Genomic DNA, 14001 nt, shown 5'->3' with positions numbered 1-14001 from the left:
CTCCCGTGATCGATCGCGATCGTATCAGATCACTTTCTTCGTCAATGGCGACTGTTGCGGGCGTGGGCGGCCGGACGGCTGGTCCGAGGGTCAACCTAAAAGGCCAGCTCACGGCGTTATCTGAGCACTTTTGACGATGCTTGAGCGAAGAACTCATTGACATGCTCGATTGTGAGCGTTTTACTTCCCGGAAACCGATCACAGGTACCCGCCCGATCGACTCCGGAGCGTGACGTGCCCTCCCTGAATCCTGCCCTCGGCACCCGGGACGACTGGACCGGCTTCGCCGATCGTCTCCTCGCCGCCGCGCGCCGGCACGCCTCGCCGTCGCACGCGCTGATCACGCTGCCCGGCGCCGAGGGCGGCTACGGCCGGGCCGTCGACGGCCTCGAGGGTTTCGCCCGCACCTTCCTGCTGGCCGGCTTCCGCCTGGCCGGCGAGCGGGGCAAGGGCCTCGACGAGCTGGCGGAACGATATGCCGCCGGCCTTGCGGCGGGCACCGATCCTTCGAACCCCGACCGGTGGGTACGGCTCGACGAGCACTCCCAGGCCAAGGTCGAGGCGGCCTCGATCGCTCTGATCCTCGACATGACGCGGCCCTGGATCTGGGACCTCCTCGACGGGCGCGTCCAGGAGCGGATCGTCGACTACCTGTCCCCGGCCGTCGGCGACGACACCTATCCACGGATCAACTGGGTCTGGTTCCGCCTGGTCGTGCAGACGTTCCTGCGGTCGGTCGGCGGCCCGTACTCCACCGCCGACATGGCCGAGGACCTCGCCACCCACGACACGTTCCGCCGCGCCGACGGCTGGCTGTCCGACGGCTCGTCCCGTGCTTTCGACCACTACACCGGCTGGGCCCTGCACCTCTACCCGGTCCTCTGGTCGCGCATGGCCGGAGCCCCGGAGTTGCGCGCCATCGACCGGGACCTGCTCGATCGATACCTGGCCGACGCGCTCGCCCTGGTCGGTGCGGACGGCTCGCCCCTGCTCCAGGGCCGCAGCCTGACCTACCGGTTCGCCGCCGCGGCGCCGTTCTGGGCCGGGATCCTGGCCGAGGTCCCGTCACACTCACCGGGACAGCTCCGGCACGCCGCGGCCAAGGTGGCCGGACACTTCGCCAGGTCCACGGCCGAGTCCGGCGACCTGCTCACGCTCGGGTGGCACGGCCCGTGGCCGCGGCTCGCCCAGTCCTACTCCGGTCCCGGTTCGCCCTACTGGGCCGCCAAGGGCCTGCTCGGCGTGGCCCTCCCGGCCGACCATCCGGTGTGGACCGCGCCGTCCGAGCCGCTGCCGGTGGAGACCGGTGACGTGCTCCGGGCCGTCCGCGCACCGGGCTGGCTGATCGCCGGCACCCGCGCCGACGGCATCGTCCGCGTCGTCAACCACGGCACCGACCATGGTGAGCAGGGCGTTCCCGGCGGCGACTCACCGCTGTACGCCCGGCTCGGCTACTCCACGGCCACCGCTCCCGTCCTCGACGAGAGCGGCTGGACCGACCCGATCGACCAGTCGGCCGTCCTCGTCGACGCGGCCGGCCGGCACTCGCACCGCACCGGGATGCGCACTCTGGCCGTACGCATCGAAGGGGTTGTGGGGGTTGCCGGGTCTGTTGCCGAGGCGCATTGGCTGGACCCGGAACCGTCCGGCCGGGACCACGGGTCGGGCCGCTCCGGAGCACTGCGCCGAGCCGGGCGGATCACCACCTTCTCCCTGGTCCGTGGTGCCTGGGAGATCCGTCTCGTCCGGGTCGACGACGCTCCGGACGCGGTCCGGCTGCGCGTGGGCGGCTGGCCGGTCACCGGCGACGTCCTCACCTCGCGGATCACCCCGGTCCTCGGTGGCGGGGAGACGGGAAGCACCGAACACGGCGACGCGTCCCCGCTCGGCAACCCGGTCCGGGTGCCCTGGACCGAGCACCCGGTGCCGGAGAGCTGGATCGCGCTGCTCGTCGAACTGTCCACCCATCCGGCGCCGGCGCGATGCCACGTCGAGATCCATCAAGCGCGCGTCCGGGTCGTCTGGCCCGACGCCGTCCTCACGCACACCCGTATCGATATATAGGAGTTGAGATGAAGCGCTCCCTCGCCGCTCTCACGGCGCTCCTGCTGGCTGTCTCCGGTTGCTCGGGCGACCCCGACGACTCGGAGGAGTCGGGCCCGATCACCCTCACCCTGGCCGGGTGGAGCCTGGCCACCACGCCCGAGTTCAAGACCCTCGCCGACGGCTTCAAGACCTCGCACCCGGACATCACGGTCGAGCTCAAGGAGTACGACGCCGCCAACTACGACACCCAGATGATCGCCGACCTGGCCGCCGGCAAGGCGCCGGACGTCTACGTGCAGAAGAACCTCAAGAACTTCTACACCTACCAGAACGGCAAGCAGCTGGTCGACGTGTCCGACGTGGCCGGCAAGCTCGGCCCGAAGGTCGGCGGCCTGAGCTTCTACCAGGTCGAAGGCAAGACGTACGCGATCCCGTACCGCCAGGACTCGTGGGTCCTCTACTACAACAAGGCGCTGTTCGACAAAGCCGGCGTCAAGCACCCGGACGGCAGCTGGACCTGGGCCGAGTACGCGGCCGCCGCCAAGCAGCTGACCACCGGGCTGAAGGCCAAGGGCGACAAGGCGCTCGGCGCGTACCAGCACACCTGGCAGTCCACGTCGCAGGGCTTCGCGCTCGCCCAGACCGCCGGCGCGAGCCTGGAGAGCGGGAACTTCGCCTACCTCAAGCCGTACTACGAGACGGCGCTCGACCTGCAGACCGCGGGCGCGCAGGTCAGCCTCGGTGACGCCACCACCAACAGCCTCACCTACCAGGCACAGTTCGGCAAACAGCAGGCCGCCATGATGACGATGGGCACCTGGTACATCGCCACCCTGCTCAACCAGCAGGCCAAGGGCGACGCCGACACCTTCGAGTGGGGGATCGCCCCGGCACCGCAGCAGACCAAGGCCACCACCGGCACGTCGGCCACCCCGGTCACGTGGGCCGACCCGACCGGCCTCGGCATCAACCCGAAGATCAGCGAGCGGAAGATCGCGGCGGCCAAGGAGTTCCTGGCGTACGCGGCCTCGGCCGACGCCGCGAAGTCGCTGGCCGGGATCGGTGTGACCCCGGCCGACAACAGCTCGGTGGCGGACACGATCTTCTCGCTCAAGGGCGCGCCGTCCGACGACCTGTCGAAATTCACCTTCGCCACGCACGACACGAAGCCGGAGAACCCGGTCTCCAAGTACACCGCTCCGCTGCAGAACATCCTCAAGGACCTGCACACCGAGATCCTCTCCGGAGCCACGCCGATCGACGCCGCCATCACCAAGGCACAGGACCGGGCCAAGAACGAGGTCCTCAGTAAGTGATCCGCCCGCGGGCCCGGCCCACGCCGGAGCCGGGCCCGCGGCAAAACCTCGACAGGAGCTCCGCATGACGACGATGCCGGTGCGGCGCCGGCGATGGCGCAACACGGCGGTGGGCTGGTCGTTCCTGCTGCCGAACTTCGCCGGCTTCGTGATTCTCACGCTGGTGCCGGTGGGCCTGCTGTTCTACTACGCCTTCACCGAATGGGACGTGTTCGGCGGCGCCACCTGGACCGGGCTGGACAACTTCCGGCAGATGGCCCGGGACACCAGTTTCTGGACCGCGCTGACCAACACCTTCTACTACTCGGTCTTCCACATCCCGCTCACCCTCGGCGTCTCCCTGGCGCTGGCACTGCTGCTCAACAAGAAGCTGCGCGGGGTGGCGTTCTTCCGGACGGTCGCGTTCTTCCCGTACATCACCTCGATCGTGGCGATCGCGCAGATCTGGAACATGCTGCTCAGCCCCGGCTTCGGGCCGGTCAACGAGGTGCTGCGGTGGATCGGCGTGGACAATCCGCCCGGCTGGACCACCTCGGCGGACTGGTCGATGCCGGCCGTCATCCTGGTCGGGACCTGGCGCGACATGGGCTATTACATGCTGCTGTTCCTGGCCGGGCTGCAGACCATCCCGGCCCAGTTGCACGAGGCCGCTCTGGTCGACGGGGCCAATCCCTGGCAGCGGTTTCTCGCGGTCACACTGCCCGGACTGCGGCCCACCACGTTCTTCGTCACCGTGCTGATCACCATCAACAGCTTCAAGGTTTTCGACGTGATCCTGGTGATGACCGACGGCGGCCCCGGCCAGTCGACGCTCGTGCTGTCGCAGTACATCTTCCAGAAGGGCTTCGAGGAGAACCAGTTCGGCTACGCGTCCGCGGTCTCCATCGTGCTCTTCGCCATCTGCTTCCTCGTGACGATCATCCAGTTCGTCGTGAACAAACGCAGGAGCGAATGATGACGACTCTGCTCGCTGTGAAAGAAGATCCGGTCAAGATCGATGTGCCGGTACGACGTCCGTCGCGCGCCTGGCGGGTCCTCGGTTATCTCGCGCTCGGGGTGGCCTCGGTCGGTGTGCTGCTGCCGTTCTACTGGATGGTGATGTCCTCGCTGAAGACGAACAACGAGGTCTTCACCGTTCCGGTCCAATGGATCGCCACCGATCCGGTGTGGAGCAACTACGCCGAGATCTGGCGCAAGTCGGACATGACGACGTGGCTCGGCAACACCGTCTTCCTTGCCGCGGTCGTCACGTTCCTGCAGGTCCTGACCGGCAGCTTCGCGGCATACGGCTTCGCGAAGATCCGCTTCCCCGGACGTGACGTGCTGTTCCTCGCCTATATCGGCACCCTCGCGGTGCCGTGGGCGTCGTACATGGTCCCGCAGTTCGTGATGATGACGAAGCTCCAGCTCACCGACACCCTGTGGTCGATCGTGGCGCTGCAGGCGTTCGGCGCGCTCGGCGTGTTCATGATGAAGCAGTTCTACGAGACCATCCCCGACGAGCTGCTCGACGCGGCCCGGATCGACGGGATGAACGAGTACGGCATCTACCGGCGGATCATGCTGCCGCTGTCCGTGCCGGCGCTCGCCAGCCTGGCCCTGATCACCCTCGTCACCACGTGGAACGACTACCTCGGGCCGCTGCTCTACCTGCGCAGCCCCGACCTGTGGACGATCCAGATCGGACTCAAGTCGTTCATCGGCCAGTACAACGCCGAGTACGCGCTGATCATGACCGGCTCGGTGCTGTCGGTGCTGCCGGTCGTGGTGATCTTCCTGGCCGGGCAGCGGTACTTCGTCGAGGGCGTCGCGACCACGGGACTCAAGGGATGAACGCCGGCCGGATCTTCGAGGCGGTGCACACGGCACTGCTGACGAACCTGCTGCTCGCGATCGCCTGCGCGCCGCTGGTGCTGGTCGTGCTCACCACCGATCCTTCACGTACCTGGCCACTGCTCGTGCTGTTCGCGCCGCTCGCCGGGCCTGCCCTCGTTGCGGTGTTCACGGTGCTCAAGTCGTACCCCAGCCCGGTCGTGAAGGTTTTCTGGACGGCGTGGCGCACCTCGGCGAGACCCGCGCTGGCCACCGGGACCGTCGCGACCGTCGCGCTGCTCGTCCTCGGTGTCGACGCGCGCTGGGCGTGGGGCAGGCCGGTCGGCGCGGTCGTGCTGCCGATGATCGTCGTGGCCATGACGCTGCTCGTGATCACCACGCTGCTGGTGCTGGTGGTCCTGGCCGAGCGGCCCGAGGCACGGCTGCGTGACGCCGCACGCGCCGCGCTCTACCTGGGTGTGCGTCGCTGGTACCTGAGCCTGTTCTCGCTGTTCGCCCTGGTGCTGTTCGAGGCGTTGCTGGCGGCGCGGCCGGCCATCGCGATCGGTGTCGTGGCCAGCCCGCTGCTCTACGTCGTGTGGGCGAACAGCCGGTTCACCCTGACCCCTATCGGAAGGACACCATGACGGCGATCGCCGACCAGACCGGAACTGCCGTGACCGCCGCCCTGCGCACCATCGACGCCAACATCGCCGAGTTCGGCGACCGTTACCCGGGTGACACGACCGAGAACGATCGCTACCTCGAGCGGCCCGCCAACACCGGCTGGACCACCAGTTTCTGGCCCGGGATGCTGTGGCTGGCCCACGACCTGACCGGCGACGACACGTACCGGAAGGCGGCCTCCGCGCACGTCCGATCGTTCGTCGACCGGGTCGACCAGGGAATCGACCTCGACACCCACGACCTGGGGTTCCTCTACACGCTGTCGTGCGTGACCGCGTGGCGGCGGGGTCGTGACCCGGAGGCCAAACGCGCCGCGCTGGCCGCAGCCGATCATCTGATGCGCAGGGTGCTGCCGTCCGCGGGGATCATCCAGGCCTGGGGCGACCTGGCCGATCCGCGGCAGCAGGGCCGCACCATCGTGGACAGTCTCATGAACACGCCACTGCTGTTCTGGGCCAGCCGGACCAGCGGAGACCCCCGCTACGCTGCGGCCGCCCGGCGGCACACCGCCCAGCTGCGTGATCACCTGCTGCGGCCGGACGACACGACGTACCACACGTTCTACTGGGATCCGGCCACCGGCGAGCCGCTGCGCGGGGAGACCGAGCAGGGCAGCGCGGACGAGTCGTGCTGGGCCCGGGGGCAGGCGTGGGGGATCTACGGGTTCACGCTCAACCACCAGTACACCGGGGATCCGTCGCTGTTGGCGGCCGCGGTCCGGTGTGCCGACTACTTCCTGGCGCACCTGCCTGCCGACGGGGTCGCGCACTGGGACCTGATCTTTGCTCGTTCCGGGGAGACCGCTGAGGAGCGTGACAGCTCGGCGGCGGCCATCGCGGTCAACGGGCTACTCGAGCTGGCGGCCCTTGTTCCGGCCTCGCTGGCAGATCACTATCGGGCGTCCGCGGGGCGGATCCTGCGGTCGCTCATCGACGACTACTCGACCGTGCGGCGGCCGGACTCCAACGCGTTGTTGCTGCACGGCGTCTATGACAAACCGAAATCGGTCGGTGTGGACGAGGGGAATCTCTGGGGGGACTACTTCTACCTCGAGGCTCTCACCCGCGTCACCCGGCCCGGCTGGGCCCACCCCTGGTAAGGAGATCCACGATGGACTACCGGTATCACTGCAACATCCCGGCTCAGCCGGGGCTCAACTCCCTGCCGTTCAACCCGTGCTCGCTGCTGGACTTCCAGCTGCTCACACTGCAGCCCGGGGAGACGTGGTCGGGCTCCTCCGGGGACCGTGAGATCCTCGCCGTCATCCTCGGCGGGACGGCTGACTTCACCGTCGGAGGAGAGAAGTTCGCCGCCGTCGGCGGGCGGGCGAACGTGTTCGCTGGTAAGCCTCATTCGGTTTACATCCCAATTAATTCTGACATTTCGATTACGGCTCTTGACGCGGTGGAGATCGCCCTGCCGAGCGCTCCAAGCGATCTTGCGGTCGACCCCTACGTCATCGGGCCCTCCCAGGTCGCGTCCGGCCGCTGGGGAGGGGCGAACTTCGGCCGCAACTACCACCAGATCCTGACCGAAATCGCCCAACCCTCTCTGCCCGCGCGCCGGCTCATCGTGGGGGAGACGTTCACCCCGTCCGGCAACTGGAGCACCTATCCGCCGCACCGGCACAAGAACGACAACCTGCCGGCCGAGGCCGCCCACGAGGAGATGTACTACTTCCGGGTCGCGCCGGACGGTGGCTTCGGCATCTGCCGGATGTACACCGACGAGGGCTACGAGGAGAACTTCACGGTCCGCGACCACGGCATGCACATGATGCCCGAGGGCTATCACACCGTCGTGAGCGCGCCCGGCTACACCACTTACTACCTGTGGTTCCTCGCCGGATCGCAGCGCACCCAGGGCGCACACGAGGACACCGATCTCAGCTGGGTCGGCAAGACCGTGCCCACGCTGCGCGATCTGGGCCTTTGATGGTTCTGGACAGCTTCCGCCTGGACGGGCGGGTCGCTCTCGTCACCGGCGGCAACCGCGGACTCGGCCGCGCGTGCGCCGAAGCCCTCACCGAGGCGGGCGCCTCGGTGATCGCGCCCGGCAGCAGGGAGCTCGACCTGGCCACCGCGGACCTGCACGCGTACGTGTCCGAACTGGATCGCATCGACATCCTCGTCAACAACGCCGGGATCATCCGCCGGGCACCCGCCGCCGAGGTCACCGCCGGTGACTGGAACGACGTCCTGACCGTCAACCTGGACGCCGCCTTCCAGCTCTCCCAGGCGGCCGGCCAGCGGATGATCGCCCAGGGCCACGGGAAGATCATCAACATCGCGTCGATGCTCTCGTTCCAGGGCGGCATCCGGGTGCCCGCCTACACCGCCAGCAAACACGCGATCCTCGGTCTGACCAGGGCACTCGCCAACGAGTGGGCCGGCTTCGGGGTCAACGTCAACGCCATCGCGCCCGGTTACATGGCCACCGACAACACGTCCGCGCTGCGCGCCGACCCGGACCGGGCGCCGGGGATCCTCGACCGCATCCCGGCCGGGCGCTGGGGCGAGGCCGACGATCTCAAGGGCGCGGTGGTCTTCCTGGCCTCGGACGCCGCCCGCTACGTGCACGGGGCGGTCCTTCCGGTCGACGGGGGCTGGTTGGCCCGCTGAAGATCCTTTTACGGTACGACCTGCGCGGCGCGCCGAACGCACCATGCCCGTGCCGTGGCCACGACGCGCCGTAGGTGGGGGTCCGGCCCGACAGCGCGACCGCCGGGCTGCGATCCCCACTCACCGGCTGTCGCCTGCCACCCTTCCCGCAGGCGCCGGCGGTCGTCGTGCCGGGCGCACCGCAAGGGTCGCCCGGCCGTACATGAGGCGGGTTCCGAGCACTTCCGAACCCGCCTCATGCGCCGCCGGCAGTCGAACCCCCGCGACCGCAGTTCGCTCTCGGAACCTGCCTGACCTGCGGTCAGCGAGTCCTTGCTGTACCTCGGCCCCGCCCTTCGCCTGGTGTTTCACCGGCATCGGCTACGGCTGGCGGGTAGGTGGCGCGTCGGCTGGCGATGGGCGGGTTGCCGGCGGTGGAGGGCTACGGATGGCGATGTGTGTGGTGCGCGCCGCTCGTCCGGCAGGCCGCTTGTCGGTGGCTCGGCTACGGCCGGCGGGGTGTCCGGCGGCCGTACCGGCATAAAGTCGGCTCCCCCATAGTTGGATGACACGTCAACCACTTGGAAGGGGTTCGGTCATGACCACCATCGGCATTCTCGGCGCGGGCAAACTCGGCACCGTCCTGGCCCGGCTCGCCGTCGCGGCCGGATACCGGGTCCTGATCGCGGGCTCCGGCGACCCGTCGAAGATCGGCCTCATCGTCAGTGTCCTGGCGCCCGGCGCCACCGCCGTCACCGCGACCGAGGCCGCCACCCGCGCCGACGTCGTCGTACTCGCGCTGCCGCTCGGCAAACACCGCACCGTCCCGGCCGGGGTGTTGAGCGGCAAACTGGTCATCGACGCCATGAACTACTGGTGGGAGGTCGACGGTCACCGTGACGAACTGCGCGCCGACACCAGCAACCTGGTCCGGGCCGCACTGCCCGGCGCGCGAGTCGTGAAGGCGTTCAACCACATGGGCTACCACGTGCTGGAGGAGGAGGCCCGTCCCGCCGGCTCACCCCACCGCAAGGCCATGGCCATCGCCGGCGACGACCCCACCGACGTTGCCGCGGTGGCCGAACTCGTCGACCGGCTGGGCTTCGACCCGGTCGAGGCCGGCGGCTTGGCCGAGGGCGTACGTATGGAACCCGGAACCGCCCTGTTCGGCTCCAACACCGACGCCGCCGGTGTCCGGGCCATGCTCGCCGCAGCCGGATCTTGAGCGCTGTTCGCCGCCCGCGTGAGTCTCGGACACCGCTGGGCCGCTGGGCCGCTGGGCTGCAGGGCCGCCGGGCTGCAGGGCCGCCGGGCTGCAGGGCCGAACCTGGCGCTCAAGACCCACAAGCAGTCGCAGATCTTGGATCCTCTTCCAGGCCGGAACGGCGGTCAAAGTCCAAGTTCGCGCGAGGGGCAAATAGAGAGCTTTCGCAGTCGAGGTCCAGCTCGGCAGCCCCGTCTCAGCCCTCGAATCCAGCTGCCATGACGTGGCTTGGCTACGGCTGGGGCACACATCCAGGCTTTGCGTGTGCTCCTGACGTCGTCGGCAACAACGGTGAGGTCCCACGCCGCCGGTCCGTGGACGCCTGCCGTCACCATCGCGGCGTCAGGATCGCGCGCAACGGCTACGTGTGATCCCACCGCCGCACCACCGGCCCTGCACGGCGGCGCTCTCCGGAGCACCGGATCAGGCCGCGCTCTTCAAGCCGGTCAAGCGATCCCGCTGCCCTCCGTTGCCGGCCGGCTTCCACGGCTGAGCTACGGCTGGCGGGCCGCACCCTGACCGCGAAGGCTCTCTAGCGCCCGTGATCGGTGATGCCTCCGTACGACATCCTCACCGCGTAGATCTTGTTAGGTTCGGCCGTTGTACCCGCCCCAAGGCCACAAGATCGGTGACGTTTCGTCGTGCGGTGCCCGGCCGCGTGGATCTTGTGGGGTTCGGCCGTCGCGGCCGCCTCAACGTCACAAGATCTGGCGGAGACGCTTGCCATCGCGATGAGCGTCGAGTCTGCGGCGGCCGACGCGGCGAAAGCGGTTGGCGGAGGCGTGGCGGCGGAGGCGCGGTGGCGGAGGCGCGGTGGCGGCGGAAAAGGGCGACGCCTCGCTGCCGGCAGTGGCGCACCGGCAGCGAGGCGTCGGAAGGGGTCAGCGGAGGGCGGGCTCCGCCGGTTCGGCGTGGGCGGTGTGGTGGGCGCCGGCCGGGTGGGCGCGTTCGAGGGCGGCGCCCTCGACGTCCACGTTGGGCAGGATGCGGTCGAGCCAGCGGGGGATCCACCAGGCCGAGCTGCCCAGCAGGTGCATGACCGCCGGGATGAGGAGCATGCGGACCAGGAAGGCGTCGACCAGGACGCCGAACGCCAGGCCGAAGCCGAGCGACCTGATCATGGCGGTGTTGGAGAAGATGAAGCCGCCGAAGACGCTGATCATGATGATGGCGGCCGCGGTGACCACCGTACGGCCGGCGTGCACGCCCTGCTGGACGGCGAGCCGGGCGGGAGCGCCGTGGGCGTACGCCTCGCGCATGCCGGAGACCAGGAACAGCTGGTAGTCCATGGCCAGGCCGAACAGGATGCCGATCAGGATGGTCGGCAGGAAGCTCAGCACCGGGCCCGGGTCGTGGATGCCGAAGACGGCGCCGAGCCAGCCCCACTGGAAGATCGCGGTGACACCGCCGAACGTGGCGAACAGCGACAGGATGAAGCCGAGCGTCGCGGTGACCGGTACCAGGATGGACCGGAACACCAGGATCATGATGATCAGGCTGATGCCGATGACCAGCCCCAGATAGCCGGGCAGCGCGTCGGCCAGTTTCTCCGAGATGTCGATGTTGCCGCTCGCGCTGCCGGCCACGCCGAGCACCACGTCCCCGGAAGAAGAACCGGAAGAACCGGAGGAAGAAGCGACGGGGGAGAGGCCGCGCAGGTCATGGACCAGCTGCTCGGTCTCGGCCGTGGTCGGTCCCTCCTGCGGGATGATCTGGAACCCGAGGGTCCGGTTGTCGGCGGAGGCACCGATCGGGGCGACCGCGGACACGTTGTTCTGGGCCAGCAGCAGCGTGCCGATCCGGACCTGCTCGGCGATCAGGTCGTCGCCGGTGACCGGGGCCGGCAGGTCGGCGACGACGACGAGCGAGCCGTTGACGCCGGCACCGAACTTCTGCTCGATGGTCTTGAACGCCTGGTACTGGGAGGAGTCCTGGGCCTCGGAAGAGCCGTCGGGCAGGCCCAGCCGCATCGACATGGCCGGGATCGCCACCGCGACCAGCGCGATCAGCAGGACCAGAACCGTGGTCACGGCGCGGCCGGTGCTCATCGGCTTGACCTTCGCGTTCGACTGCGCCTTCGCCTTGCGGTTGAGGACGCGGTTGCCGATCAGCGAGAGCAGGGCAGGGGTCAGGGTCACGGCGAGGAGTACGGCCACGGCCACACAGATCGCGGCGACCGTACCCATCAGGCCGAGGAACGGGATGCCGGTCACGTTCAGCGCCAGCAGCGCCACCAGCACCGTCGACCCGGCGAACACCACCGCGTTGCCGGACGTGCCGTTGGCCAGGCCGATCGACTCCTGGAAGTCCACGCCGTCGAGCAGCTGCCGCCGATGCCGGTTGAGGATGAACAGTGAGTAGTCGATGCCGACGGCGAGGCCCAGCATGACGCCGAGCACCGGGGTGATCGACAGCATCTCGACCGCACCGGAGAGCGCCAGCGACGCGGTGACGCCGATACCGACGCCGGCCAGGGCGGTCAGGATCGGCAGGGCGGCGCCGATGAGCGTACGCAGCATGACCAGCAGCGTGATCGCCGCGATGATCAGGCCGACCACCTCGCCGACGCCGACCAGCTCCGGCAGGCCCTGGGTGATCTCGTTGGAGTATTGGACCTCGACACCGCCCGGCAGGCCCGCGTCGACGTGCTCGACGACGCGCTCCTTGGTCTCGGGGGTGACGTCGAGCTGCGGCACCTCGAACTGGACCTGCGCCACCGCGGTGGAGCCGTCCGCCGAGACGGTACGGATCGGCGCCGACATGGCGAGCAGCTGCTGACCACGCGCCAGCTTCGCGGCCTGCGCCTCCAGCTCCTTGCTCTTCTCGATGAGGGTCGCCTGCTGGGTCTCGACCTTCGCCCGGTCGGCGGCCGACAGGCTGTCCCAGAAGCTCTTGGCCTGGTTGAGCTGCTGCTGGCCGTCATTGATCTGGGCGCGGCCGTCGGCGATCTGTTTGAGACCGTCGTCGACCTGCGCCTGCCGGTCGGCGATCTGCTTCTCGATGGCGAACGGGTCGGTGGTCGAGCCGACGCCCTCGAGCTCAGCGGTCGACTTGAGCAGCGCGGTGATCCCGGCCCGCTGGGCTTCGGTCAGCTGCGCCCCGTCGGGGGTGCGGAAGACGATCTTGCCGTTGCCGCCGGCCGCGACGGGCAGCCGTTCGCCGAGGCGTTCGCTCACCTTCGCGGTCTCGGTGCCGGGGATGTCGACGACCGGGGACAGCTCACCCCGGGCGACGAAGTAGCCGGTGACGGCGAGGCCCAGGATCACCAACCATGACGCCAGGACGACCCCGGCCCGCCGGGCACAGAAGCGGCCCACGCGGTAGAGAAACTCGGCCAATGTGTCTCGGTCCTTCTAATAGCCGGTGCGGACAGTTTCGATCATGCGTTCAAGCAGGTTGCGCCACAGATCACGGGAATGCTGGTCGGTCCCCGCGGCGGTCACGCCGATCCAGTGGGTGGCGATCACGACGACGCCGTTCATCAGCGAGCTGACGAGGATCGCGGCGTCGAGCGGGTCGGCTTCCGGGTAGCGGCGGGCCAGTTCCCGGGCCATCTCCTCCGACGTTCGCGTGAAGGTGGCCTGGAAGATCTGGGTGGCCTGCGGGTCGCCGGGCGCGAACCCGCCGAGCGCCCGCCACAGATAGCCGATGATGCCGGGCACGTCGGTCACCCGGAGGGCCCCGGCGACGTCGGCGAACATCGACGCCCGCTCACCGGACGTGACGTTGGTGCGGAAGCCGTCGATCACCACGGCGAGCATCTCGGTGCAGACCGTGGTCACCACGTCGTCGATCGACGCGAAGTGGTTGAAGATGGTGCGCCGGGAGACGTCGGCGCGCTCGGCGAGCTGGTCGACGCTGAACCGGACACCCTCGGAGATCAAGGCGTTCGCCGCGTCGAGGATGGCGCGCCGGTGACGTGCCTTCAGCGCCGCCCGGCGATCGATGGTCACGCTTCTACACTAAGTGCATCGTTGCACTAGGTGCAAAGCAAGGGCCGCCCTCCACCGGTGCGTGGAGGGCGGCCCTTTGCCGAGAGACGTCAGCGCTGCTGTGTCTCGGTGGTGCCGGGGTGCAGCTCAGTGGTGGTCTTCGTGACGAACTTGCCGGTCTTCGCGCTCCGGTTGACCTCGCGGTCACCGTGGCCGGAGTCACCACCCACCTGCTCGGTGGTCGTGGTGCTCGGATTCCGCTGCGTGGTGCTCTCCTTGACGAACTTGCCGGTCTTCGCGCTGCGGTTGACCTCGTGTTCGTTCCCGGCCATCGGGGGGCCTCC

Annotated in this window: 12 protein-coding genes; 9 read left to right on the top strand and 3 right to left on the bottom strand. The window is 68.9% G+C overall.

Going from position 1 to position 14001, the window contains the following annotated elements:
- Window positions 1-234: 234 nt before the first annotated feature.
- The 9 genes from CLV67_RS35535 to CLV67_RS35495 all read left to right on the top strand — a co-directional run bounded on the left by CLV67_RS35535 (window position 235) and on the right by CLV67_RS35495 (window position 9686).
- Window positions 235-2064, top strand: a complete 1830-nt coding sequence (locus tag CLV67_RS35535; protein ID WP_203737157.1) for a DUF2264 domain-containing protein — start codon at window positions 235-237, stop codon at window positions 2062-2064.
- An 8-nt stretch (window positions 2065-2072) separates the two neighbouring features.
- Entirely contained in the window at window positions 2073-3362 is a 1290-nt protein-coding gene (locus tag CLV67_RS35530; protein ID WP_106326426.1) for an ABC transporter substrate-binding protein, read from the top strand.
- Between the two features lie 64 nt (window positions 3363-3426).
- Window positions 3427-4317: a carbohydrate ABC transporter permease gene (locus CLV67_RS35525; protein WP_106326424.1), complete on the top strand. Its 891-nt coding sequence runs from the start codon at window positions 3427-3429 to the stop codon at window positions 4315-4317.
- The gene (locus tag CLV67_RS35520; RefSeq protein WP_170154117.1) at window positions 4314-5195 is read left to right on the top strand and encodes a carbohydrate ABC transporter permease; all 882 of its coding nucleotides are present in this window, start codon (window positions 4314-4316) and stop codon (window positions 5193-5195) included. Before CLV67_RS35525 ends, CLV67_RS35520 begins: the two co-directional genes overlap by 4 nt.
- Complete coding sequence (locus CLV67_RS35515; RefSeq protein WP_106326420.1) at window positions 5192-5821, top strand: ferredoxin-NADPH reductase; 630 nt, start codon at window positions 5192-5194, stop codon at window positions 5819-5821. Before CLV67_RS35520 ends, CLV67_RS35515 begins: the two co-directional genes overlap by 4 nt.
- Entirely contained in the window at window positions 5818-6960 is a 1143-nt protein-coding gene (locus CLV67_RS35510) for a glycoside hydrolase family 88 protein (RefSeq protein ID WP_106326418.1), read from the top strand. The genes CLV67_RS35515 and CLV67_RS35510 overlap by 4 nt, the downstream gene beginning before the upstream one ends.
- A gap of 11 nt (window positions 6961-6971) precedes the next feature.
- Window positions 6972-7796, top strand: a complete 825-nt coding sequence (gene iolB, locus CLV67_RS35505; protein WP_106326416.1) for a 5-deoxy-glucuronate isomerase — start codon at window positions 6972-6974, stop codon at window positions 7794-7796.
- Window positions 7796-8482 carry an SDR family oxidoreductase gene (locus CLV67_RS35500; protein ID WP_106326414.1) on the top strand — a complete coding sequence of 229 codons (687 nt, stop codon included), beginning with the start codon at window positions 7796-7798 and terminating at the stop codon, window positions 8480-8482. Before iolB ends, CLV67_RS35500 begins: the two co-directional genes overlap by 1 nt.
- 544 nt (window positions 8483-9026) lie before the next feature.
- Complete coding sequence (locus CLV67_RS35495; protein WP_106326412.1) at window positions 9027-9686, top strand: NADPH-dependent F420 reductase; 660 nt, start codon at window positions 9027-9029, stop codon at window positions 9684-9686.
- A gap of 920 nt (window positions 9687-10606) precedes the next feature.
- On the opposite strand, the gene CLV67_RS35490 is transcribed toward CLV67_RS35495, so the two are convergent.
- The 3 genes from CLV67_RS35490 to CLV67_RS35480 all read right to left on the bottom strand — a co-directional run bounded on the left by CLV67_RS35490 (window position 10607) and on the right by CLV67_RS35480 (window position 13989).
- The gene (locus tag CLV67_RS35490) at window positions 10607-13063 is read right to left on the bottom strand and encodes an MMPL family transporter (RefSeq protein WP_106326410.1); all 2457 of its coding nucleotides are present in this window, start codon (window positions 13061-13063) and stop codon (window positions 10607-10609) included.
- 15 nt (window positions 13064-13078) lie between these two features.
- Window positions 13079-13678, bottom strand: coding sequence for a TetR/AcrR family transcriptional regulator (locus tag CLV67_RS35485; protein WP_106326408.1), 600 nt, complete (start codon window positions 13676-13678; stop codon window positions 13079-13081).
- Between the two features lie 89 nt (window positions 13679-13767).
- Complete coding sequence (locus CLV67_RS35480) at window positions 13768-13989, bottom strand: hypothetical protein (protein WP_106326406.1); 222 nt, start codon at window positions 13987-13989, stop codon at window positions 13768-13770.
- Between the last annotated feature and the right edge of the window lie 12 nt (window positions 13990-14001).

Origin of the sequence: Actinoplanes italicus, assembly GCF_003001815.1 — a bacterium.
Lineage (GTDB): Bacteria > Actinomycetota > Actinomycetes > Mycobacteriales > Micromonosporaceae > Actinoplanes > Actinoplanes italicus.
This window is presented reverse-complemented; position numbering and strand designations above follow the sequence as displayed.

Excerpts from the sequence above, each read along its gene's own strand:
- iolB (WP_106326416.1), top strand. The coding sequence starts at position 6,972 with ATGGACTACCGGTATCACTGCAACATCCCGGCTCAGCCGGGGCTCAAC.
- CLV67_RS35495 (WP_106326412.1), top strand. The coding sequence starts at position 9,027 with ATGACACGTCAACCACTTGGAAGGGGTTCGGTCATGACCACCATCGGC.
- CLV67_RS35525 (WP_106326424.1), top strand. The coding sequence starts at position 3,427 with ATGACGACGATGCCGGTGCGGCGCCGGCGATGGCGCAACACGGCGGTG.
- CLV67_RS35500 (WP_106326414.1), top strand. The coding sequence starts at position 7,796 with ATGGTTCTGGACAGCTTCCGCCTGGACGGGCGGGTCGCTCTCGTCACC.
- CLV67_RS35510 (WP_106326418.1), top strand. The coding sequence starts at position 5,818 with ATGACGGCGATCGCCGACCAGACCGGAACTGCCGTGACCGCCGCCCTG.
- CLV67_RS35520 (WP_170154117.1), top strand. The coding sequence starts at position 4,314 with ATGATGACGACTCTGCTCGCTGTGAAAGAAGATCCGGTCAAGATCGAT.
- CLV67_RS35480 (WP_106326406.1), bottom strand. The coding sequence starts at position 13,989 with ATGGCCGGGAACGAACACGAGGTCAACCGCAGCGCGAAGACCGGCAAG.
- CLV67_RS35515 (WP_106326420.1), top strand. The coding sequence starts at position 5,192 with ATGAACGCCGGCCGGATCTTCGAGGCGGTGCACACGGCACTGCTGACG.
- CLV67_RS35530 (WP_106326426.1), top strand. The coding sequence starts at position 2,073 with ATGAAGCGCTCCCTCGCCGCTCTCACGGCGCTCCTGCTGGCTGTCTCC.